Source organism: Alteriqipengyuania halimionae, from assembly GCF_009827575.1.
Lineage (GTDB): Bacteria > Pseudomonadota > Alphaproteobacteria > Sphingomonadales > Sphingomonadaceae > Alteriqipengyuania_A > Alteriqipengyuania_A halimionae.
This window is the reverse complement of the sequence record NZ_WTYR01000001.1, coordinates 691,092-714,727: the sequence shown is the minus strand read 5'-3', so window position 1 is coordinate 714,727 and position 23,636 is coordinate 691,092. Positions and strand designations below refer to the sequence as shown.

Annotated in this window: 19 protein-coding genes; 7 read left to right on the top strand and 12 right to left on the bottom strand. The window is 64.9% G+C overall.

The window, feature by feature from the left end; all coding sequences use genetic code 11:
• Positions 1-12: 12 nt before the first annotated feature.
• From GRI68_RS03505 to GRI68_RS03485, 5 genes are all read right to left on the bottom strand, one after another.
• Entirely contained in the window at positions 13-510 is a 498-nt protein-coding gene (locus GRI68_RS03505) for a hypothetical protein (protein ID WP_160615920.1), read from the bottom strand.
• A 65-nt stretch (positions 511-575) separates the two neighbouring features.
• Entirely contained in the window at positions 576-1,754 is a 1,179-nt protein-coding gene (locus GRI68_RS03500) for an RsmB/NOP family class I SAM-dependent RNA methyltransferase (RefSeq protein WP_160615919.1), read from the bottom strand.
• A gap of 3 nt (positions 1,755-1,757) precedes the next feature.
• The gene (guaB, locus tag GRI68_RS03495) at positions 1,758-3,215 is read right to left on the bottom strand and encodes an IMP dehydrogenase (protein WP_160617829.1); all 1,458 of its coding nucleotides are present in this window, start codon (positions 3,213-3,215) and stop codon (positions 1,758-1,760) included.
• 98 nt (positions 3,216-3,313) lie between these two features.
• Positions 3,314-4,771, bottom strand: coding sequence for a M28 family peptidase (locus GRI68_RS03490; protein ID WP_160615917.1), 1,458 nt, complete (start codon positions 4,769-4,771; stop codon positions 3,314-3,316).
• Positions 4,772-4,782: 11 nt separating this feature from the next.
• Positions 4,783-5,538: a 3-hydroxybutyrate dehydrogenase gene (locus GRI68_RS03485; protein WP_160615915.1), complete on the bottom strand. Its 756-nt coding sequence runs from the start codon at positions 5,536-5,538 to the stop codon at positions 4,783-4,785.
• Between the two features lie 90 nt (positions 5,539-5,628).
• On the opposite strand from GRI68_RS03485, the gene ypfJ reads away from it, so the two are divergent.
• Positions 5,629-6,477, top strand: a complete 849-nt coding sequence (ypfJ, locus tag GRI68_RS03480) for a KPN_02809 family neutral zinc metallopeptidase (RefSeq protein ID WP_160617828.1) — start codon at positions 5,629-5,631, stop codon at positions 6,475-6,477.
• 31 nt (positions 6,478-6,508) lie between these two features.
• Here the strand turns inward: ypfJ and GRI68_RS03475 are convergent, their stop codons facing one another.
• The gene (locus GRI68_RS03475) at positions 6,509-9,034 is read right to left on the bottom strand and encodes a penicillin-binding protein 1A (RefSeq protein ID WP_160615913.1); all 2,526 of its coding nucleotides are present in this window, start codon (positions 9,032-9,034) and stop codon (positions 6,509-6,511) included.
• Between the two features lie 59 nt (positions 9,035-9,093).
• Positions 9,094-9,969 (bottom strand): N-acetylmuramoyl-L-alanine amidase family protein, encoded by an 876-nt coding sequence (locus tag GRI68_RS03470; RefSeq protein WP_160615912.1) that lies wholly within the window; start codon positions 9,967-9,969, stop codon positions 9,094-9,096.
• Positions 9,970-10,437: 468 nt separating this feature from the next.
• Here GRI68_RS03470 and GRI68_RS03465 point away from each other — a divergent pair, with 468 nt between their 5' ends.
• Positions 10,438-13,215 (top strand): Rne/Rng family ribonuclease, encoded by a 2,778-nt coding sequence (locus GRI68_RS03465; RefSeq protein ID WP_160615910.1) that lies wholly within the window; start codon positions 10,438-10,440, stop codon positions 13,213-13,215.
• 104 nt (positions 13,216-13,319) lie between these two features.
• Here the strand turns inward: GRI68_RS03465 and GRI68_RS03460 are convergent, their stop codons facing one another.
• Entirely contained in the window at positions 13,320-14,018 is a 699-nt protein-coding gene (locus tag GRI68_RS03460; RefSeq protein ID WP_160615908.1) for an SDR family NAD(P)-dependent oxidoreductase, read from the bottom strand.
• Positions 14,019-14,248: 230 nt separating this feature from the next.
• Between GRI68_RS03460 and GRI68_RS03455 the strand changes: the two genes are divergently transcribed.
• The 5 genes from GRI68_RS03455 (at position 14,249) to GRI68_RS03435 (ending at position 17,840) form a co-directional block, all read left to right on the top strand.
• Entirely contained in the window at positions 14,249-15,031 is a 783-nt protein-coding gene (locus GRI68_RS03455) for a succinate dehydrogenase iron-sulfur subunit (protein WP_160615906.1), read from the top strand.
• The gene (locus tag GRI68_RS03450; RefSeq protein WP_160615904.1) at positions 15,032-15,505 is read left to right on the top strand and encodes a PaaI family thioesterase; all 474 of its coding nucleotides are present in this window, start codon (positions 15,032-15,034) and stop codon (positions 15,503-15,505) included.
• Complete coding sequence (gene zapE, locus GRI68_RS03445; RefSeq protein ID WP_160615902.1) at positions 15,502-16,617, top strand: cell division protein ZapE; 1,116 nt, start codon at positions 15,502-15,504, stop codon at positions 16,615-16,617. Before GRI68_RS03450 ends, zapE begins: the two co-directional genes overlap by 4 nt.
• A gap of 35 nt (positions 16,618-16,652) precedes the next feature.
• Positions 16,653-17,048, top strand: coding sequence for an NUDIX hydrolase (locus GRI68_RS03440; RefSeq protein ID WP_325063753.1), 396 nt, complete (start codon positions 16,653-16,655; stop codon positions 17,046-17,048).
• Between the two features lie 93 nt (positions 17,049-17,141).
• Entirely contained in the window at positions 17,142-17,840 is a 699-nt protein-coding gene (locus GRI68_RS03435; RefSeq protein ID WP_160615898.1) for a pirin family protein, read from the top strand.
• Between the two features lie 21 nt (positions 17,841-17,861).
• Here the strand turns inward: GRI68_RS03435 and GRI68_RS03430 are convergent, their stop codons facing one another.
• From GRI68_RS03430 to GRI68_RS03415, 4 genes are all read right to left on the bottom strand, one after another.
• Positions 17,862-18,818, bottom strand: a complete 957-nt coding sequence (locus GRI68_RS03430; RefSeq protein ID WP_160615896.1) for a crotonase/enoyl-CoA hydratase family protein — start codon at positions 18,816-18,818, stop codon at positions 17,862-17,864.
• 162 nt (positions 18,819-18,980) lie between these two features.
• Complete coding sequence (locus GRI68_RS03425; RefSeq protein ID WP_160615895.1) at positions 18,981-20,876, bottom strand: XrtA/PEP-CTERM system amidotransferase; 1,896 nt, start codon at positions 20,874-20,876, stop codon at positions 18,981-18,983.
• Between the two features lie 9 nt (positions 20,877-20,885).
• Entirely contained in the window at positions 20,886-22,433 is a 1,548-nt protein-coding gene (gene xrtA, locus GRI68_RS03420) for an exosortase A (protein ID WP_160615893.1), read from the bottom strand.
• Positions 22,430-23,635 (bottom strand): TIGR03087 family PEP-CTERM/XrtA system glycosyltransferase, encoded by a 1,206-nt coding sequence (locus GRI68_RS03415; protein WP_160615891.1) that lies wholly within the window; start codon positions 23,633-23,635, stop codon positions 22,430-22,432. Before GRI68_RS03415 ends, xrtA begins: the two co-directional genes overlap by 4 nt.
• Between the last annotated feature and the right edge of the window lies 1 nt (position 23,636).

Genomic DNA, 23,636 nt, shown 5'->3' with positions numbered 1-23,636 from the left:
CGCCGGAAGGGCTCAATTCTCGCTCGGGCTTTCTTCCGCCGGTGCGGCCGCCATTTGCGGCGCGTTTTCGCGGGTCTCGATCAGCGCTGCGAGGTTCGTCGCTTCGCCGCAATCGCCGCAGATGGCTTCAGCGCGAGCGAGCCGGTCGCGGGCGAGATCGAACGCGCCCTTGTCGGCCAGAGCCATGCCCTCGCCCGCCAGCGCGGTGACGTTGCGCGGTTCGGCAGCGAGCACGACACGGTAATAACGGATCGCGCGGCCCGGCAGGTCCTTGGCGCGCATAGCTTCACCGAGCGCCAGATAGCCGTCGAGATTGCCTGGCTGGATCGCCAGTCCCGCTTCGATCGCATCGACCGCCGAGGCAATTTCGCCCGCGTCGAGCGCCGCTCGGCCATCTTCGATAAATGCAACCGCGCGCGGATCGGCTTCCTCGCGCTGGGCAGCGATGAGCGAGCTGGCGGTAAGCGCGAAAGCGGCGGAAATCGCCAGTGCGGCGGGCGTGAAACGCATGATTTGCTCCCAAAGGGTCGGCGTGGGCGTGAGGGCGGGGTCCTCGGTCATTTGCCCGCTTGCTATCACGGCGAAACAAAACCTGCGATGAAAAATCCGTCGGTCCCGTCGCGATGCGGGGTGAGCCGCCAGCCTTGCCCCCGCGCTTCGCCCGCTGGCAGCGCCAGCGGCAGCGCCGACCAGTCGGGATGCCGCTCGAGAAAGGCAGTCGCGCGATCCTTGCCCTCGGCGTCGAGCAGCGAGCACGTGACGAAATGCACCCGCCCTCCGGGACGCACCAGCGCGGCGGCGATATCGAGCAGCGTGTCCTGTGTCTTGGCGAACGCCTCGATCCGTTCGGGGCTCAGCCGCCAGCGCGTATCGGGCTTGCGCCGCCAGGTGCCCGAACCCGAACACGGCGCATCGACCAGCACGAGATCGGCCTCGCCCGCGACATCGGCCAGCATGTCCAGTTCCTTGCCAGGATCGAGCAGGCGCGCGGCGACATTGGCCACCCCGGCACGTTCGACACGCGGGGGCAGGTTCGACAAGCGCTTGCGATCGACGTCGCATGCCAGGATCGCGCCTTCGTTTCCCAACCGCGCAGCCAGCTGGAGGGTCTTGCCCCCCGCCCCGGCGCACAGATCGATTACGCTCTCACCGGGCGCGGCACCGGCCGACAGGCAGGCGAGCTGCGATCCGGTATCCTGGATTTCGACCAGTCCATCGCGGTACTCGGCCCAGTTCTCGACCGGCGCGTGGGCTTGAAGGCGCAGTCCGTTCGGCGCGACCGTCGGCTCGGTCTCGACTGGAAGCGTCACGGCATCGCGCGTCGTCTTGAGCGTGTTTACTCGCAAATCGAGCGGCGCACGGTTGAGCATTGCTGCCCCCGCAGTCTCGTTGACGCCCGACGCTGCGAGTTCGGCAACCAGCCATTCGGATGCGAAACCGCCTTCCGCTGACTTTTCACCGTCTGCAATCGCCGCCGGGCCGTATTGCGAGCCGTCGAAGAGCTCGGCGGCCACGCCCCCCGTCTCGACCAGGCGCAACATCGCCGCGCGCCCGCTCTCGGGCACGGGGCCGCAGGCGCGGATCGCGTCATAGACAAGATCGCGCAGCGCGCGGCGATCCTTCGATCCGGCGAAACGGTGATTGCGAAACCACTCGGCGAGAATGCGATCGGCGGGCGCCGCGCCTGTGCGCGCGCCTTCGATTACAGCGTCGAGGATCTCGATCGCCGACTGGACGCGGGCGGCAGGTGTCATGCCTCAGCGCGTCGGATAATTGGGAGCTTCGCGAGTAATCGCGACATCGTGGACATGGCTTTCTGCAAGCCCTGCGCCGGTGATGCGCACGAAGCGCGCCTTTTCGTGCAGGTCGGGAATGGTCGCGCAGCCGGTATAGCCCATTGCCGCCTTCACCCCGCCCACGAGCTGGTGGACCACGTCGCCCGCCGGGCCCTTGTACGGCACCTGCCCCTCAATACCCTCGGGGACGAGCTTGAGCGCGTCGGACACGTCCTGCTGGAAATAGCGGTCGGCACTGCCGCGCGCCATTGCTCCCACGCTGCCCATGCCGCGATAGGCCTTGTAACGGCGGCCTTGGTAAAGGAACGTTTCGCCCGGCGCTTCGGCGGTTCCGGCCAGCAGCGAACCGACCATCACGGTCGAGGCACCGGCGGCAAGCGCCTTCGCCGCGTCACCGCTGGTGCGCAGGCCACCATCGGCGATCACCGGCACATCGGCGTCTGCAGCGGCTTCGGCGCTGTCCATCACCGCCGTGAGCTGCGGCACGCCCACGCCCGCGACGACGCGCGTGGTGCAGATCGAGCCCGGCCCGATCCCGACCTTGATCGCATCGGCGCCGGCATCGATCAGCGCCTTGGTCGCTTCGCCGGTGGCGACATTGCCCGCGACGATCTGGACCGAATTGCTGATCTTCTTCACCCGCTCGACCGCGCGGGCGACGTCCTTGTTGTGGCCGTGCGCCGTGTCGATCACGATCACGTCGACCTCGGCATCGAGCAGCGCTTCGCTGCGTTCGAAGCCCGTGTCGCCCACCGTGGTCGCCGCGGCGACGCGCAGACGGCCGTTCGAATCCTTGGTCGCGTTGGGGTAATTAACCGCTTTCTCGATGTCCTTGACCGTGATCAGTCCGACGCAGCGATCGGCATCGTCGACCACGATCAACTTCTCGATCCGGCGCTGGTGGAGGATCCTGCGCGCTTCTTCCTGGCTCACCCCGGCCTTTACCGTGGCGAGGTTGTCGCTCGTCATCAGCTCGCTGATCGGCTGACGCGGATTCTCGGCGAAACGGACGTCGCGATTGGTGAGGATGCCGCACAATTTGCCCGCACCGTCGACCACCGGAATGCCGCTGATCTTGTGCTGGTCCATCAGCGCCTGCGCCTCGCCCAAGGGCGCTTGCGGGGCAATGGTGATCGGATTGACGACCATGCCGCTTTCATAGCGCTTCACCGCGCGCACGGCGGCCGCCTGCTGCTCGACAGTCAGATTGCGGTGCAAAACGCCGATGCCGCCCAATTGCGCCATGACGATCGCCATGTCGGCCTCGGTCACCGTGTCCATCGCGCTGGAAACCACCGGAATGTTGAGTGCGATCTCGCGAGTAAGGCGCGTGCGCGTATCGGCCTGGGTCGGCAGCACCGAGCTTTCGGCCGGGCGCAGCAGCACGTCGTCGAAAGTCAGTCCCAGCGGTATTTCAATGGCCACGCGCGAATCCCCTAAGGCAGTTTGTAATGGGCGGTTGAGTGGCGGCCCATGTAACCGCACTCAACCTCCGCCGCTAGGGGTCGCCCGGGGAATTATTCTTCGTTGTCGAAGGTCCAGCCTTCGGGCTTGGAATAGAGCGCAGGCGTGGCCCAATGGCGCATCAGCGCGACATAGACCGGCACGTCGCTCGCGGCGCCGCCGATTTCGAAACCTTCCCAGATTTCGTCGCTGGCGGCGTGATAGCGGCTCGACATGTAGGTGTCGGTCGCCTCGGCATCACCGAACGAACTGCTTACGAGAACCGAGGGCACGCCCTTGTTCATCAGCGCCCAGCCATCCTGGCGGCGGACATATTTGTCCGACTCGTCTCCCACTTCGACCGTGCGCCCGAGCGAGGCGGCCACGCCTTCGATCGACGCATCGAGCGGCGTGCGTTTCCAGCCGATCACCGAGAGTGGCGCATCGGCCGGGGCAATCGCGACCGTGTCGATATTGAGCGCGGCATGGATCTCGTCGAGCGGGCGCGGCGGGTTTTCGGCGAAATAGGTCGCGCCGAGCAGGCCCATTTCTTCGGCGGTGGTGCCCATGATGTAGACATCGCGCTCGAGCTGCGGGCCAGCGGCCAGCCGACGCGCGGTTTCGAGCATGGCGGCGATGCCGGACGCGTTGTCCACCGCGCCGTTGCAAATCCTGTCTTCGGCGTCTGGCTCGCCGCATTCGCCGATATGATCCCAATGCGCCATCATCACGATCGCGCCGGCTTCGGGACGCGTCCCGGGCAATCTGCCGATCACGTTAGCGCTTTCGAACCGCGTGCCGTCGCTGGTGTAGGCGGCGGAGACCATGTCGGTATCGGCAGCCTTGAACGCCGCGCTCGCATCGTCGCCGAGCAAGACGAACACCGGCTCGGCATCCCCGTTATCCATGTCTGCGAGCTTCACCCGCTCGCGCTGGGCCCCACCCGCGAAATTGGCAAGCAAGGCATCGCCCGCCAGCACGATCGCACCGCGCGCACCCGCCTCGAGACCAGCCTGCGCCGCTTCTCGCATCAGCATCGGATTCTCGATCACCATCAGCTTGCCCGCGATGGTGTCGTTGATGTCGTCCGTCGATGCGATCCGGACCAGTTCGACGCCGTCGAAATCGGTCGACCCGGCTAGGGAGACAACCCCCTCGCCTTCGATCACGGTATCGCCCAGGAGCAGCGCAACCTTGGGTGCGGCGGAACGCTCGAACACCACTTTCTGCTCGAAACTGCCGTTGTAGCCCGGCTCGAAGCCGTATTTCTCCAATTCGCCAGCCAGATAGTCGATCGTCTTGCGACCGCCTTCGGTGCCGGGCTTGCGGCCCATGTAGTCGTCGCTGGCGAGGACCTCGATATGCTTCATCAGGATATCTTCGGTCTGTTCGAGCGTCGGTGCCGCTTCGCTGGTCGCGGCGACAATCGCCGTGTCGGACGCGCTGGCGGGATTCGCTGCATCGCTCGTCGCTGCGCACGCCGGAAGCGCCAGCGCCGCCAGCGGCAGCGCAAAAATCGAAAATCTCTTCATCGGAAAGTCCCCTATTCGGCGGTCCAGCCGCCATCCACGCTCCAGTTCGCCCCGGTCACGTTCCCCGCCTCTTCGCGGCACAGGAACACGGCCAACGCGCCGATTTCCTCCGGCTGCACGAACCGTTTGGTCGGTTGCTTGGCGAGCAGCACGTCGTTCATCACCTCGTCGCGCGTCATGTTACGGGCCTGCATCGTATCGGGGATCTGGTTTTCGACGAGCGGCGTCCAGACATAGCCCGGCGATATGCAATTGGCGGTCACGCCGCTTTCGGCGAGTTCCAGCGCAACCGTCTTGGTCAGCCCGTCGAGCCCGTGCTTGGCCGCGACATAGGCGGTCTTGAACGGCGATGCCGTCTTCGAATGCGCGCTGGCGGTGTTGATGATCCGCCCCCAGCCCTGCTGCTTCATGTGCGGCACGGCGAGCCGGATCGTGTGAAACGCGGCGCCCAAATTGAGCGCGAGGATCTTTTCCCATTTATCGACCGGGAATTCCTCGACCGGGGCGACATGCTGCATCCCGGCATTGTTGACGAGGATATCGATCGGTCCGTGCTCTTCCATCATCGCTTCGATGGCGGCAGTATCGGTCATGTCAGCGCCCGAATGTTTCGCGCCCAGTTCCTCGCACAATTCGGCGATTTCGCTTTCGTCACCGAAGCCGTTGAGCACGATCTCTGCGCCTTCGGCATGGAGGGCACGGGCGACGGCAAGTCCGATGCCCGAGGTGGATCCGGTTACGAGTGCGCGGCGTCCTTCGAGAAACATTTCGCTTCCTTGGCTGTTATTGTTGCTGACGGTCCATCGCGCGGCATACCCGCGCTGTCCACCGAAAGGACCGTGACAGGGGAAAATATCATGCGGCTCAATCCGTTCGACACCAACAAGATCGATGTGCGCGGAGGCGGCGGCGGAAGGGCCGGAAAGCTCGGCTGCGGTGCCATCGTCATTGCCGCGATCGGCTCGCTGGTGTTCGGGACGGATTTCGTCAGCACGCTGGGTACGGTGCAGAGCATCGACCAGGCGACCACCAGCAGCCGCGGTTCGGATATGTCAGAGCAGGAATTGTGCTCGCAGAATGAATATTCGCGCGAGGCCTGCAGCGCCCTGCAATCGCTCAACCAGACATGGGAGCCCGAATTCCGTGAAGCCGATATCGAGTTCCGCCAACCGAGCCTGACCTTCTATTCGGGCCGTGTGCGTTCGGGTTGCGGCACGGCGAGCAGCGCGGCCGGACCGTTCTATTGCCCCGCCGACATGGGCATCTACATCGACACCAGCTTCTACGACCAGCTTGCGCGCCTATCCGGCGAGCGCGGCGATTTCGCGCGGCTTTACGTGATGGCGCACGAATACGGGCACCACATCCAGAAGCTGACCGGCATCGCCGACCAGATCCGGAGCGCGCAGCAGCAAAACCCGCGCCGCGCCAACGATCTCCAGGTGCGCATGGAATTGCAGGCAGATTGCTATGCCGGCGTATGGGCGGCCAAGAACCGCGACAAGGTCGAGCAAGGCGATCTCGAGGAAGGCATGAACGCCGCCGCCGCGATCGGCGACGACACGATCATGGAACGCGCCGGCCAGCGCGCCAATCCGGAAAACTTCACCCACGGCTCCAGCGCCCAGCGCATGCAATGGCTGCGCCGCGGCTTCGCGACCCAGGACGAGGACCAGTGCGACACCTTCGCGGATCTGCGGAGCTGATCCCTCCCCACCCGGGGGAGGACCGCAAACCTCAGTAAATGCCGCCCTGCTCTTCGGCGAAATCGCCTTCGACCACCTGCTCCTCCTGAGGAGCCTCGGTGCGACGGGGCGGATTGCGGGCGGCGCGAACGGCGGCGATGATCGCCTTGCGGCGGCTGTCGAACACGTCGGCATCGCCGCGGCGGGGCGGTTCGGTATCGGCCTTAAAGGCTTCCCAGATCACCGAGGCGCGACGCTCCTCGCTCGGCGTGCCAGCGAAGACGCGCTTGCCCGACAGGCGATCGATCCGGATCATTCGCACGCCATCGGGTGCGACGAAGGGCTGGTTGCCCCAGCGCGGCTTGGTTTCGGAGATCAGCTGGCGCACGATCGGCGCGGCGAAGGTGCCGCCCTGGACATATCCGCCCAGGTTCCGCGGATTGTCGAAGCCGATATAAACCCCCGCGACCAGATCCTGCGAACCGCCGACGAACCATACATCGGTCGGGCCGTTGGTGGTCCCGGTCTTGCCGAACAGCGGAATGTCGAGGCTGGCGAGCGCCAGCGCGGTGCCGCGCTGGACCACGCCGCGCAGCATATGGACGGTCTGATAGGCGGTGGCCGGGTTCATCACCTGCCGCCCGCGCGGCGCGAGGCGCGGCATCGGTTTGCCGTCCCATTCGGCCATGTTGCAGCCATCGCAGCGGCGCTTGTCGGCACGCCAGATCACCTTGCCCTTGCGATCCTGGACGAGGTCGATCGGGCTCGCATCATATTGCACGCCGTTATTGGCGAGCGCGGAATAGGCGTTGACCATCCGCTCGACCGTGGTTTCGCCCGCGCCAAGCGCGAAGGAATAATACGGATCGTAGGTCCCGATGCCGAGCCGCTGAAAGGTGCCGGTGACCTTTTCCATCCCGACTTCATCGGCGATGTGGACGGTCATCAGGTTTCGCGATTGCTCTAAGCCCCAGCGCATCGTGTGGCTGCCGCCGCCCGAACGGCTGTAATTGCGGAAGCACTTCTCGCCGAGCGCCGCACCCTGCCAGACGCAGAACGCCTTGTCGTCGACCATGGTCGCGGGGGTCATCCCGTTGTCGAGCGCGGTGGCATAAACGAAAGGCTTGATCGTCGAGCCGGGTTGACGTTCGGCCTGGGTCGCGCGGTTGAACGAGCCGAGCCGCGCATCGAAGCCGCCCTGCATCGCGACGATCCGGCCGGTCTGCGGCTGCTGGACCAGAAGGCCGCCCGATACCGAGGGAACGACCTCGAGCCGGAAGCGTGACTCGCCCTGGCGCGTCGCGGCGACCACGTCACCCGGTTTGAGGCTCGAGGGCGCGCGAGTCAGCGCTCCGGCATCGCCATTGGCAAAGGCGATCCGCGGCGCGCTGCCGCCTTCGGTGATGACGCCGACGCGCCAGTCCTTGTAATTGACCCCGAGATTCGACGAGGCGAGCTGGGAAACGAGATCGCCATTGTCCGGGTTGAGCGTCGCGACCGGGGAGGAGAATCCGCGCCCGCCCTGATAGCGCATCAACCCTGCGCGCAGCGAATCGCGGGCCGCGTCCTGCACTTCGGTATCGAGCGCGGTGCGCACCCACAGTCCGCCGGCATAGACGCTGTTCGGTCCGTCTTCGGCCTGTTCGCCATATTCCTCGATCAGCAGGCGGCGGACTTCCTCAAGGTAGTAACCCGCATCGGCGGTGCGGATATTGGTGCCCCCGGCCACCAGGCCGAGCGGCTTGGCCTTCGCCGCGGCGACTTCTGCCGCCGTCGCCCAACCATTGCGCTCCATCCGGTCGAGCACGGTCGCGCGACGGGCGAGGGCCATGTCTTCATAGCGCGCACGGCCATAGCGTTCGGGCGCCTTGGGCAGGATCGCGAGGAAAGCCGCCTCGTGCAGTTCCAGATCGTCCAGGTCCTTGTCGAAATAGGCGCGCGCGGCGGCCTGCACGCCGAAGCTGCGGCGGCCGAGCGGAATTTCGTTGAGATAAAGCTCGAGGATCTCCTGCTTGGTCAGCACTTCCTCGATCCGCTGGGCCAGCACCATTTCGCGCAGCTTGCGGGTGACCGAATATTCGTCGCCCAGCAGGATGTTCTTGGCGACCTGCTGGGTGATGGTCGATCCGCCCACCGCGCGCTGATCCGATCCGGCCTTGCGGGCATAATCGAAAACGGCATTGAGCGTGCCGGTAATATCGACCCCGCCATGCGACCAGAACGTCTCGTCCTCGGCCGCGAGGAAAGCGTTGGTCACTTCCTCGGGGAAATCCTCGAACTGAAGCTGCACGCGCCGGTCGCGGGCATAGGAATAGACCACTTCGCCATCGATCCCGCGCACCATGGTGGGCAGTTGCGGCTGATAGGTCACCAGCGTTTTGGCATCGGGCAGATTGCGCATCAGCGCGATCCACAACGCCAGCGCGAGGATCAGCAGCGCGAGCCCGATCCGCACCAGCCAGCGGAACTTGCGGTTGTCCGCCCAGGTCTCGCGGAATCCCTCCCACACCACACCGGGATCGCGGCGCAGGCGGTATTGCAGGTAGGCGAGGAAAGGCTGCTGGGTCGCTTCGGTCATGTTCCTGCTGCTTTAGCGTGGCCAAGCTATCGCGCAACTGAATGTCGGTGGAGCGACGATCAGCCGCCCGATTGGCGTGCGAAGTGGATGCGGATGGTGCGGGCGAGCATGTCGGCGATGGCCGCCCGCCCCTCTTCGGTGGCGAGCCGCGCGGCGTCGGCGTCGTTGGAAAGGTAGCCGGCTTCGAACAGGAGCGAGGGCATGTCGGGCGAATGGAGGACGATGAAATTGGCAGACTGGATCGCGCGCCGCCGCATCGGCACCTTTCCTTCGGCCTCGCGCACGATCAGTTCGGCCAGTGCGCGGCTGCGCGACTCGGTATCGCGCTGCGAAAGATCGACGAGGATCGCGTTGATCGTGTCTTCCTGCTCCGAAAGCTCGACGCCGTTGACTGTCACCGAGCGGTTTTCGCGCGCGGCGAAAGCTTCCGCCTGCTCGCTCGACCCCTCTTCGGACAGGACGTAGGCGGTGGCCCCGGTTGCAGCGTCGTTTTCTGCCGAATCGGCATGGATCGAGACAAACAGGTCCGCCCCCAGGCGGCGGGCGATATTGGCGCGCTCCTCGAGCACGAGATAGCTGTCGTCGTCGCGCGTCATCGCCACGCGGATGCCGCCACCCTCGAGCAACCGCTCGCGCACCGCCAAGGCGATCGCCAGCGTAATGGTCTTTTCGCGCAGGCCGTGGCCGCTCGCGCCGGGATCGCCCGCGCCATGGCCGGCATCGATCACCACCAGCGGGCGCGAGGAATCGGCAGGGCCCTGGATCGGCGGCAACCCGATCTCGCCACCCGCCTCGGGCAGCTTGAGCCGCACGATCGGTTCACCGCGATCGCGCACCGAGGTCTCGCCGCCGCTCTGCCAATAGCCCAACCCGGCACCCGCCAGCAGGCCGAGCGGGATCGCAACGATCAGGGCAAGGATGACCCGGCGGTTCATTGGGCCCCGCCTTAGCGCCCCGTTCGAAATGCGCAAAACCCCTCCGCGCGGCTGTGAACAGTGCTTGTGGCGACGACGCAGCGCTGCTAACCAATTGTCCACCGGGGCAGTTTACCCCCGAAAAACGAGAATAATCCGCGCCGGATGTGCCCTCCCGCCCAGACAATACTGGGGAGAGATCAGAAGCTTTCCGCCGCAACAGGTTGATGCAGGTGACTTCAAACATTGCGCTAGAGAACAGCACGCAGGGCCACATGGCCCGTGCGGCGTCCGGCGCATGGCACACTGCAGACACGCACACCGCCGCCGACATTTCGCGCGGCCTGTACCAGAACGCCCGGCACCGCACGACGGCACTCGCCAGTTCGAAAGCGCCGGGCCCCTTAACAATGCGCCCCCCTGCCCCGCCCCTTGCCAGGCCCAGTGTCTGGTTGGGAGCGCCGCCGCCGGGTGCACGGAGAATATTCAATGCCCACGCGTATGCTCATCGACGCGCGCCACCCGGAAGAAACACGGGTCGCAGTTCTTAAAGGCAACCGGATCGAGGAATTCGACTTCGAATCTTCCGATCACAAGCAGATCAAAGGCAATATCTACCTCGCGAAGGTAACCAGGGTCGAACCGAGCCTCCAGGCCGCGTTCGTCGATTTCGGCGGCAACCGCCACGGGTTCCTCGCCTTCAGCGAAATCCACCCCGATTACTACCAGATCCCCTCCGAAGACCGCGCCGCCCTTCTCGCCGAAGAGCAGGAAGCGGCCGAGGAAGAAGCCCGCCTGCGCGCCGAAGAGGAAGAGCGCGGCGAAATGCCGGGTGACGAGTACGACGCCGATGACGAGACCGGGGAATCGCTGGTCGAGGAAATCGCCGAAGACGGGCTCGAGGAAGTCGACGACGACAAGGACAAGGTCGCCACGCTCGAAGAGGGCGAAGCGGTCGAAGACCATGACGACGATGATGACGACGAGGACCAAGATGGCGACGAGAAGCCCCGCAAGGGCCGTGGTCGCGGTCGCGGCAAGGGTGGCAAGCGCCGCCAGGGTCGCTCGCGCGCCAAGGAAGTGGACGAAGTCCGCGAACGCCGCCGTGCGCTGCGCCGCCGCTACAAGATCCAGGACGTCATCCAGCGCCGCCAGGTCCTGCTCGTCCAGGTCGTGAAGGAAGAGCGCGGCAACAAGGGCGCCGCCCTCACCACCTATCTCAGCCTTGCCGGCCGCTACACCGTGCTGATGCCGAACAGCTCCAGCGGCGGCGGCATTTCGCGCAAGATTTCGAACGCGGGCGACCGCAAGCGGCTGAAGAAGATCGTCGGCGATCTGAGCCTGCCGAAGAGCATGGGCCTGATCGTGCGCACCGCCGGCATCAGCCGCAACAAAACCGAGATCAAGCGGGACTTCGACTATCTCGCTCGCCTGTGGGACGAGATCCGCGAAAAGACGATGGGTTCTTCGGCCCCGGCGCTGATTCATTCGGACAGCGACCTGATCAAGCGCGCGATCCGCGACGTCTACAATCGCGAGATCGAGGAAGTGCTGGTCGAAGGCGAGGAAGGCTACAAGGCCGCCAAGCAGTTCATGAAGCTGCTGATGCCCAGCCATGCGCGCCGCGTGAAAAGCTATGCCGATCCGGTGCCGCTGTTCCAGCGCTATGGCGCCGAAGACCAGTTGCGCGCGATGTACGACCCGCAGGTGCAGCTGAAATCGGGCGGTTACCTGATCATCAACCCGACCGAGGCCCTGGTCTCGATCGACATCAACTCGGGCCGCTCGACCAAGGAACACGGGATCGAGCAGACCGCGCTGCACACCAATCTCGAAGCGGCGCGCGAGATCGCCCGCCAGCTTCGCCTGCGTGACATGGCCGGCCTGGTGGTGATCGACTTCATCGACATGGAATACAATTCCAACGTCCGTAAGGTCGAACGCGCGATGAAGGATGCGCTCAAGAGCGATCGCGCGCGCATCCAGGTGGGCCGTATCTCGGGCTTTGGCCTGATGGAAATGAGCCGCCAGCGCCTGCGCACCGGCGTGCTCGAGGCGACCACCCGCGAATGCCCGCATTGCGACGGCACCGGCCTCGTCCGCACCGCTTCCAGCTCCGCGCTTTCGGCGCTGCGCCTGATCGAGGACGAAGCGGCCAAGGGCAAGGGCACGGTGATCAAGCTCTACGCCAGCCAGGAAGCCACGATCTACCTGCTGAACGACAAGCGTTCGGACCTGGCCGAGATTGAGGAGCGCTACGGCGTCACCGTCCACATCATGCCCGAGGGCGAGGACGAAGGCGCCAAGATGCGTGCCGAGAGCACCGGCCCCAAACCGAGCTCGCGCCCCAAATTCGAGCCGATCGTCGAGGATGACGAGCCTGAAGACGAGATCGAGGATTACGGCGACGAAGACGAAGATGACGACGACGACGATCGCGGCGGACGCGGTCGCGGTCGCAAGAAGCGCAGCCGCCGTGGTGGTGGTCGCGGTCGCAATCGGAACCAGCGAGATCGCAATGACGACGATGGCGACGATTCGGACGATGACGACAGCTCGGATGACGACACCCGCAACGATGACAACCGCAATGATGGCGGTCGGAACGACGACGAAGACGAAGACGGCAAGCCCAAGAAGCGTCGCCGCCGGGGTCGTCGCGGCGGTCGTGGACGCGGCAAGAAGAAGGATACGCCAACGAACGAGGAAATCGGTGAAGAAGCCGAGAACCTTGAACAGGTAAGCGAGCAGCTCGACAACGACATCGCGGTCGTCTCCGGCCCCGAAGGCGAGCCGGTCGATCCCGAAGCCGCTGCCGAGCAGGACAAGCCGAAGCGCACCCGTCGTAAACCGGCGGCAAAGAAGGCTTCCGCCGCCAAGGATGGCGACGACGCCCCGGTCCAAGAAAAGGCCGAGGAAAAGACCGAGGAGAAGCCGAAGCGTACCCGTCGCAAGAAGAGCGACGACAGCGCCGAAGCCGCAACCGAGGAAAAGCCCAAGGGCAAGCGCGCCCCGCGCAAGAAAAAGGCCGATGCCGAAGAGGCTCCGGCAGACGAGGCGAAGGCCGAAGAAAAGCCCAAGCGCACCCGTCGCAAGCCGGCGGCCAAGAAAGCCGAAACCGAAGCGGCCGTCGAGGCCGCTCCGACGGCCGGGGAACCCGCTGCGCCCACCGGCGACAAGCGCGAAACCGAGGCTGCCAAGCCGACCGTCGAAGACAAGCCCGCCAAACCGCGCCGCGGTTGGTGGCAGCGCACTTTCGGCGAGTAATGCGGGATTAAGCCGCGTCGTCCCGGTGAGAGCCGGGACGACGTGGCTCCCACGCCTTCAAATGGTCATTGGATCAATGGTGTCTTACTGACCGCACAATCCGGTCAATACGGCAATCGCTCGCCATCATAGGCGAGCAGCGCGCCGCTATCGTCCGGCGTCACTTTATCGAGCACCGCCAGCAGATCGTGCGCCGCTTCCGGCGCTGGCCGCACTTGTCCTTCCGGCAGGCCCTGCTGGAATGGTTCGCTCAGCCCGGTATTTACCGTTCCCGGATGCAGGGCCACCACCGCAGCTTGCTTGTGCGTGCGCGCCAGTTCGATGGCGAAATTCTTCACCAGCATGTTCAACGCCGCCTTGCTCGCGCGGTAGGAATGCCATCCGCCGAGGCGATTGTCCTCGATCGAACCGACCTTGGCCGAAATCGCCGCGAACACGCCACGTTCCTTGCGCGGCAGGAGCGGCAGCGCATGCTTGGCAATCAGCGCAGGGAGCACCGTGTTGATCCGCAGCACTTCGGTCATCGCCTCGGCATCGAGCGCGCGGTAGGTTTTCTCCGGCCCCGTCCCGTCGGCTAGCGTGAGGATACCACTGGCCACCACAACCAGGTCCGCCTCGCCGATGCCTGCCAGCTCGCTCGCGAGCCATTCCTCGTCGAACGGATCGCCGATATGCGCCGTGACACCCTCTGGCGCTGCGATCTCGCTGCGCGCGAAGGCGTGGACGGTCTCGCCGCGACCAGCGAGCGCCTCGACCAGCGCCGCGCCGATCCCGCCATTCGCTCCGAAGATCACTGCCGTCATCGCATCGCTGTCCTACAGGTTCGCCTTGCCCTATAATGGGACTCATGGGACGCAGTTTCTATCCGTATGCGCTTGCAAATCAGGAAGATCGCTTCCGCCCGGAATCTTTATGGCCTGGACAGTGTAACACCCGGTCCATGTCTCGCGACGCCACTCTCGCGCCCCGCCCCCTTGCCGCGCGCGATCAAGCCGCTAGAGAGGGCGCACACAGACCGAACACCGGATAGATCATGGCCACTTTCACGCTCCCCAAGAACTCCACCATCCGCAAGGACGGCAAAACCCACCGCGCCGAGGGCGCGAGCCGGGTCCAGAAGTTCAAGATCTATCGCTACGATCCCGATAGCGGCGAGAACCCGCGCTACGACACGTTCGAGATCGATCTCGACGATTGCGGCCCGATGGTTCTCGATGCGCTGTTCAAGATCAAGAACGACATTGATCCCACGCTGACCTTCCGCCGTTCGTGCCGCGAAGGCATTTGCGGTTCGTGCTCGATGAACATGAACGGCAAGAACGGCCTCGCCTGCACCACCGCGATCGAGGACCTGAAGGGCGAAATCCGCATCACCCCGCTGCCGCACATGGAAGTGGTGAAGGACCTCGTGCCCGATTTCACCCATTTCTACGCGCAATACGCCTCGATCCGTCCGTGGCTGCAAACCGTCAGCCCGACGCCGAACGGCAAGGAACGCCTGCAGTCGCCCGAACAGCGTGAACAGCTCGATGGCCTCTACGAGTGCATCCTGTGCGCCTGCTGCTCGACCGCCTGCCCCAGCTATTGGTGGAACAGCGACAAATTCCTCGGCCCGGCCATCCTGCTCCAGGCCTATCGCTGGATCGCCGACAGCCGCGACGAGATGACCGGTGAACGGCTCGCCGAGCTCGAAGACCCGTTCAAGCTCTATCGCTGTCACACGATCATGAACTGCGCGAATGTCTGCCCCAAGGGCCTCAGCCCGGCCAAGGCGATCGCCGAGATCAAGAAGCTCGAGGTCGAGCGGACCGCCTAAGTGTCGGACGTCGTTCCGGAATTCATCGATTACCGACCCTTGCCCGAAAGCCATACCGGCGAACCGGGCTGGCATAGCTGGGGCCTGGAAGACACCAGTCGCTACAACACCGCGGTGCTGGGCGAGATGTGGGTCCGGCGCGAAGGCGACCACTGCCGCCTCCGCATGTTTCCCGAGCGCAAGCACACCAACCTGGGCGACAACATCCACGGCGCGACCACGCTCGGCCTGATCGACATCGCCCTGTTCGCGACCATGCACATGGTCGGCAGCGGGCATGGCGGTTTCGCCGTCACCGTCGAACTCTCGACCCAGTTCGTGGGCTCGGGCGATCCCGAGCGGCCACTCGACGCGCTCAGCGAAATCGTGCGCGAGACCGGCAGCATGCTGTTCGTCCGAGGCAAAGCGGTCCAAGGCGACGATGTGGTGGCGAGCTATTCGGGCATCGTGCGCAAGCTGAAGAAACGCTCATGAGCGGTTTGCTTGCGGAATACGATGCGCTCGTCGCGCGCGACGAATTGCGCCCCGATGCTGATCAGCGCGCCGCCGCCGAGCGGCTCGACCAATTGCAGCAGGAACTCGAAGCCAAGCCCGATACCGGCGGCTTCTTCGGCAAATTGCTGGGCCGCGAGCCCGAGCCCCCGCGCGGGGTCTATATGTGGGGCGGTGTCGGGCGTGGCAAATCCATGCTGATGGACCTGTTCGTCGCCACGCTTGATAGCGACCGCAAGCGGCGAGTCCATTTTCACGCCTTCATGCTCGAAGTCGACGCAATGATCCGCGAAGAGCGCGAGAAGCAGGCCGAGGGCCCGGTGGCACGCGTGGCCAAGCGCATCGCGACCGATGTGCGCTGCCTCGCCTTCGACGAGATGGTCGTCACCAACACCGCCGATGCGGCGATCATGGCCCGCCTCTTTACCGCGCTGATGGTCGACGAAGGCGTGACGGTAGTGACGACGTCCAATCGCCCGCCGAAGGACCTCTACAAGGACGGGCTCAACCGTTCGCTGTTCCTCCCCTTCATCGCGCTGGTGCATGACCGGCTCGATGTTTTGCCGCTCAATGGCCCCACCGATTACCGGCTCGACCGGCTCGGCGGGATCGATGCCTGGCATACACCGCTGAGGGACGACGCCACCGCGCAGGTGCGCGAGGCCTTCTTCCGCCTGACCGATTACGCGCCCGAGGATGCCGAGCATGTGCCCTCCGGCGATCTCGATCTCGGAGGGGGGCGCACACTGCACGTGCCCAAGGCACTCAAGGGCGTCGCGGTGTTCAGCTTCAAGCGACTGTGCGGCGAAAATCGCGGCGCATCGGATTACCTCGCGATTGCGCGCGCCTTCCACACGGTAATCGTGGTCGGCATCCCGCAAATGGGCCCCGACATGCGCAACGAGGCGATCCGCTTCACCAAGCTGGTCGACGCGCTCTACGAACAACACGTGAAGTTCTTCGCCACCGCCGATGCCGAGCCGGATGAGCTGTACGAGGCAGGGGACGGAAGCTTCGAATTCGATCGTACCGTCAGCCGTCTAATGGAAATGCAGAGCGAGCAATATCTCGCGCTGGGGCATGGTGAAGGTTGAAAGACGCCAGTCCCGCGTTTTCGGGAGCCAAGATCGTGCTCCACACGGGCGGCGAACTGATCGCCTATCTTCGCGACGATAAGCCGGACATACCCTTCCCCGGCTCGTGGGACTTGCCGGGCGGCGGGCGCGAGGGTCACGAAACGCCGGCCGAATGTGCGATGCGCGAAGTCGAGGAGGAATTCGGACTAAAGCTCCCCGTAGATCGCGTCAGCTACTGTCGACGCTATTCCAGCCCTCGTTCGGGCGGAGCCGACAGCTATTTCCTCGCCGCTCCGCTCGAGCCCGGCGAAATCGAAGGAATTGCATTCGGTAGCGAAGGCCAGCGCTGGCGTATGATGCGTTTCGACGCATTTCTCGAGGAAGATCGCGCCGTGCCCGATTTGCAGTTGAGACTAAGGGATTTTTGCTCGACCCTCCGAACCGGCTGATGGTCGAGCGGCTCCGTGCCTTGCGGACGCGCGATCGCTTCCCACCTTATCGACTATTCCGGCGATAACACCCCGCCGATGCAGGAAATACCGATGATCGAAGTCCGCCCCTTCGCCTCTCTCGGCCATGCCAACCATGGCTGGCTCGATGCGCGCCATCATTTCTCCTTTGCGAGCTATCACGACCCCGAACGGATGGGCTGGGGCCCGATCCGCGTCTGGAACGACGATACGATCGCGCCGAAGAGTGGCTTCCCGCCGCATCCGCACGACAATATGGAAATCGTCACCTTCGTCCGCACCGGCGCGATCACGCATAAGGATTCGCTCGGCAATCAGGGGCGCACTGCAGCGGGCGATGTCCAGGTGATGAGCGCCGGCACCGGGATCACCCACGCCGAATACAATGTCGAGGACGAGGCCACGACGCTGTTCCAGATCTGGATCATCCCGAGCCAGCGCGGAGATGCGCCGGGATGGGGCCAGCGCAAATTTCCCAAGGCGGCGCGCGATGGCGGGTTCGAGATCCTCGCCAGCGGTATGCCCGAGGAGGACGATGCCCTCCCCATCCGCACCGATGCGAAAGTGGTCGCAGCCACTCTGAAGGCTGGCCAGACCGCCGAATGGTCCACCGACGGATCGCGCTATCAGTACCTGGTCGCGCCCACTGGCAAAATCCGCGTGAACGGCACCGAAGCGCAGTCCCGCGACGGCGTGGCGATCACCGGCGAAGATACGATCAAGATCGAGGCACTAGAAGACGCCGAGATCGTGATGGTCGACGCCCGCTAAGGGTTGCAGACGACGCGCGCGTTAGGCGACGCGCGCCTTGTCCACCAGCCGTGTCTGGGCCGAAGCGAGACGCTTCATCAGTTTGAGATCGGTCGGCGACAGTTCGAGCGCCGCATCGGCCCACACATCGACGATCTGGCAGAGTTCGGATAGCTGCGTGGGCGAGGCTATGCGGGTGGCCTTCTTCGATGCGACCAGTCCGGAATGCTTGCGCTCGGACTTGGCCATGAACTCCTTCGCCGCCTCGATCCCCTCGCCATCCTCGGCCAGCTGATGCACCAGCCCAAGCTCGTACATCCGTTCCGCCGACCAGGTTTCCTGCGACAGGATCAGCCGATCGGCCATCGCCGCGCCAAGCTTGCGGGTGAGGATCGCATGCGCGCCCATGCCCGGGAACAGGCCGAACATAATTTCGGGCAGGCCGAATGTGGCGCTTTTCTCGGCGATGATGAAATCGAAGCTCAGCAGCGCTTCGAACCCGCCGCCCAAGGCTTGCCCCTGCACCAGCCCGATCGTGATCAGCGGCAGGTCTAGCGCGCGAATATTGCGTTCGAGGATGCGCACGCAACGATAGCCGTAATGGCGCAGACCGTCGCGATCGCCGCGCTCGATCAGCTGAGCGAACAGTTCCAGATCACCACCAAAGCAGAATACGCCGGGCGCGCGGCTGCCGAGAAGGAGGTAGCGCAATGGAACCTTGTCGGGGCCGAAATTCTGCCCGATCAGATCTTGCCAGCGCTCGAAATCGCCCAGCATGTGCGGTGTGAAGCTCGGGCGCCCGCTGGGCCGCATGAACGTCCAGATCGCCGAACGATCCTCTTCGTAGAGGACATCCAGCTCTTCGAGCGAGGTCAGCTCGCGCGGCACGGCGAGGCGACGGTGGGAACGATCGACCAACTCCTCGGCAGCGGTTCCGCGTTCCTGCGAACGGTCTCCCGCATATTCGATGTTGCGTCCGTGGTCCTGAAATCCGTCCATCGCGACCTCCATCAGCCTGGTTGTCCAACCAGACCGCACGAAGCATAAGAGCGCGATCGATCGGTTGTTAACCAAAACTATTCTGGTGGGAGTCCCGGTGGCAAGGGAATTTTAACCACGATCAAAACGAGTGTCCTGAAAGCGGACACGTTTCGGGGCAAACTATTGTGCGTCGAGCCGCGCGATACCTTTTTCGAGCATCAACATCTGCCATAAAACGCGGGAATTATCGGCTCGTCCCGCAATATGTTGTTCCGCAAGCCGTTCGAGCGCTGCTGGATCGAACCAATTGGTGCGCGAAAGCCACGATCCGCACGAAATCGCGCGCGCCTGGCCTGCCAGCGGCCCGCGCAGCCATTGCGCGATCGGCGTGACGAAGCCCTGCTTGGGCCGATAGAGGATGTCGTCGGGCAGGAAACGACGCATTGCCTTCTTGACCAACCACTTGCCCTCGCCTCCACGCAACCGCATCCGGCCGGGCAAGGTGGCAGCGAATTCGACCAGTCGATGATCGAGCAGCGGTTCGCGCGCCTCGAGGCTCACCGCCATGCTCGCACGGTCAACCTTGGTCAGGATATCGCCGGGCAGGAAGAATTTGAGATCGGCATATTGCGCGGCATCCAGCCCGGTCTGCGCGGGAGCTTCGCGCATCAAGCGTTCGACCTGCTCTTCCGCACGATAATCGCCGCGCGCCCGCTTGAACGCATCCGAATAAAGTCGCGCGCGCATTTCTGGCGAGGTAACTCCGACGGCCTGCGCATAAGCGCTCGCCCCGTCCTCGGCGAGGGAGAGCAGCGTCGCTTTGGCGCGCAGCGGGCGCGGCAGCCAATCGGCCTTGGGATAGATCGCGCCGAGCGTGCCGAACAAAGGCTGGCGGAGGCCCGATGGCAGCACGCTGCGCGCGCGCTCCTCGGCGGCGTGGAATTTGTGGCGGCGATACCCTGCGAACGCCTCGTCCGCCCCGTCACCCGAAAGCGCTACTTTGACGTGTTCGCGCGCGAGCGAGGACACGGCGAGCGTCGGCAATGCCGAAGCATCGGCGAACGGCTCATCGTAGATCCCGGCGAGACGATCGACCATTGACCATTCGTCGGGCGAGACCGTGCGGGCATGATGCTCGGTCGCGAACAATTGTGCGACCTGCCGGGCATGGGCGCTTTCGTCGAGCGCGGCGACATCGAAACCGATCGAGCAGGTCGCGACCGGTGCCGCGCTCGCCTCGGCCATCAGCGCGACGACCGAGGAACTGTCGACACCGCCCGACAGAAAAGCCCCCAGCGGCACATCGGCGACCATCCGGCTGGTCACCGCCTCCCGCATCAGATGGAGCAATTCGGCCTCGAGGTCCTCGGCGTTCGCTTGGGCGCGGGCCGCAAAACTCACATCCCACCATTGGCGCGGCGCAGGCAGCGGCATGTCGTGGCCGGCGAGCAGGAAATGGCCCGGCATCAACTTGCGCACGTTCTTCAGGATGGAACGGGTCTCGGGAACGAAGCCCCAGGCTAGGAAATCCTCCACCGCCAGCGGATCGACTTCGCGGCGCAATTGCGGCAGCGCGAGGAGGCCCTTCATTTCTGACGCGAAGGCGATGCTGCCGTCTGACAAGTCCGCAATGTAGAGCGGCTTCACTCCCAGCCGGTCGCGCGCGAGGAAGATCTGTCGCTTCTGCAGATCGTAGATCGCAAAGGCGAACATGCCGTCGAGCCGCTGGAGGCAATCGGGGCCCCAGCGTTGCCAGGCTGCCAGGATCACTTCGCTGTCGCCGTCCGTCCGGAAGCGCGCGCCGAGTTCTTCCAACTCACGCCGAAGGGCGCGGAAATTGTAGATCTCGCCATTGAAGACCAGCATCGCGCGGCCATCGGCTGAGGGCATCGGTTGCGGCGAGCCGGCAAGGTCGATGATCGAGAGGCGCCGGTGGCCGAGGCCGACGCCCGGCGCCGTCCAGACACCCGCGCCGTCAGGCCCGCGATGGACCAGCGCATCGCACATCCGCTCGATCCGCGCGGGATCGACCGGTTTGGGCGTGCCATGATGGAAAATCCCCGCGATCCCGCACATGCGGCGTGCCTACTCGCCGATCGCGATCCGGTCCAGCCACGGTCCGATCGGTCCGGTCGCAACGCGGAAGTCCTTGATCGTTTCCGCGCCCGCTTGCGGATCGCGCGTTTCGGGCGAAAGGATCAGCACCGTCACCGCGCGCGGATCGAGCAACAGCCGGTCGCGCATCGCGGCGAGCTTGATCGCGGTGCGACTGCCGGTGAGTGTCTCCCCGATGCGGTAGAAGGTCGCTGCAGCCCGCCCCGCCGTGCCGTTGCCGAGCAACATCTCGCTGCGAGCATCCGGCACAGCCACGCCTTCGCCATTATAGGCCCAGCCGGTCGAGGGGTCGAGCGCGCCCTGCCCGTATCCGCCCGGCTCAGCGCCTTCGGTCTGTTCGGCATAGACCGCGACGAACACGTCGATCGTACGGCCGTCGGCATTGCGATAGCGGCCCATCAGGCGATGGCGCGCACCTTCCGCCTTCGGCTCCCACACAAGCTGCGGATCATAGGCGACCCGCTCCCACCCGGGGACTTCGGGCAACAGCACGGTATTGGCCACGTCGGCTTCCTGCGCATTGGCTGCGCTCGCCCAGGCATGGGCGGCGAGGACCATGGCGGCGAACGTGGCGAGCAGGATCAGCGGGCGCGCGGTGCCGCGCTCCAAAGGGCCCAGATTCAGCCGCTCGATCGCTTCGGCATCGATCATCGGATCGTCTGCCGCGCGGTCGAAGAAGCGCCACGAGATACCCAGCACCAATGCGAGCACCACGGCGAAGAACACCCAGCCATAGACGATGTGATCGAACCCGGCGGCGAACTCCAAACCCTGCGACTGGGCGATGTAGATCGTCCCCCAGGCGCGAATGCCATTGGCGACGATCGAGGTGACGATGGCAAAGGCGACGAATACCACGCGCCGTCGCCAGCTCTTGAGAAACAGGTTCGCGACGAAGGCGGAGAAGGCGACCATCGCGACGAGGAATTTCACTCCCGAACACGCTTCGGCCACTTCGAACAGGCCGACCGGCGTTTCGATGAACACGCCGTCTATCACCGCCGGAACCCCGCTGGCATGAACCAGCGCGATCGAGATCTTGGCGGTGATCATCTGGAGCGCGGGCACAAGCTCGTCGCCGAACGGCACCAGGAACATCAGGTAAGCGAGCGGGAACAGCGCACCGAGCGCCACACGCGGCCCCAGCAGTGCGACCGCACTGGCGGGCAGCAGTGCCACCGCGCCTAATTGCCGCGCAAGGTTGAGCCCGGAAAAGGCCCCCAGCAGCCAGACCATTGCGGCGCCCACCACCAGGATCATACCCGGCCACCAGGCGCGCGGTACGAGCTTGCGCAATTGGGGCAAGCGCAGGCTGACGAGCCATCCGGCGATGAACGGCACGAACAGCACGTGGTTGTAGGTCGAGGCATTCCACCACTGGTCGGCCATGTCGGCCCAATCGGGCAGGAACAGCACGATCAGTGCGAGCCAGGCCGCGGCGAGCCGGATCGCGGGAGCACGCCAGGGTTCGGGCAGCGCGTCCCAGATCGTACGCCGGCGGGCGGTCAGCGTATTCATGCCGCGTCCTCCATCCCAACCAGTTTCGGGAGGTCTGCGAGGGCCGCTTCCCAGCTGGCGTTTTCTAGGGTCCAGCGTCTTGCGGCGCGGCCCATTTCGAGGGCGGCCTCGGTGTCGTTGGCCAGGGCGACGATTGCGGCGACGGTATCCTCGGCGCTGGATGCGACGAGAAAATCGCGGCCATTGCGCGCCGGGATGCCGGTGGCTGCGCCTTCGCTGACGACGCACGGGAGCGCCATCGCCATCGCTTCGAGCACCTTGTTCTGCACCCCCCGCGCGATTTCGAGCGGGACGACGGCGATGTCCGCAGCGCCGAGAAAGTCCCGCATTTCCCGAACCTTGCCCCACACCCGAACGCCCTCGGATTCGAGCGCGCGGACCGCATCGGTCGGATTGCGCCCGACGATATGGAGCGTGGCATCGGGCACGGTTTCGCGCACTTGCGGGAGGATTTTTGTCGCCAAAAGCTCGGCTGCCGCGATGTTGGGCGGGTAGTCCATCTGGCCGGTGAAGATCAGGCGCGGATGGTGATATAGCGCGAGCGGATCGCTTTCCGTGCCCGCCGGATCGAACGCAGCGGCATCGATACCATTGCCGATCACCTGCAGATCATACGTATGATCGGACGGCAAACCGACGCCGAACGCCGCCGCCTCCTCTGCCGAGATCAGGAGGCAGTGATCGGCGCGCGCGGCGAAGCGTTCTTCCATCGAGCGCACCAGATTGGCCTCGCGGCGATAGACCCAACCCATCGGCCCGCCATCGTCTGCATAGGCGGCGAATTTGGCGCTGTCGGCATCGACGAAGTCGATCACCAGCTTTTGTTCGAGATGCTCGGGCAGATAGGCCGTCATCTGGCCGGAAAAGACGTAGATCGCATCGATCGTCTTTTCGGCCAGCGTGCGGTCGACCCAGTCCTGCAATGTGCGCGAATAGAAACTCGTCTCGCTGACCGGGCGGCCGGTTGCCAATGCCTTGATCCCGTCGAACGGGAGATTGCCTTTGCGCGTCGCCAGGCAATGGCTCGCCGCTATCGCCGCAAGCTCGGGCTCGTGCGCGCGATCCTCGTCGCTTTCCGCCAGGCAGCCGACATGCACGGGGGCAAGTTTCGCCAGCGCCTTGAGCACGTGGTGCGAGCGGATCTTGTCCCCGCGATCGGGCGGAAACGGGATGCGATGCGCGAGGAAGAGGATTTCGCCCATG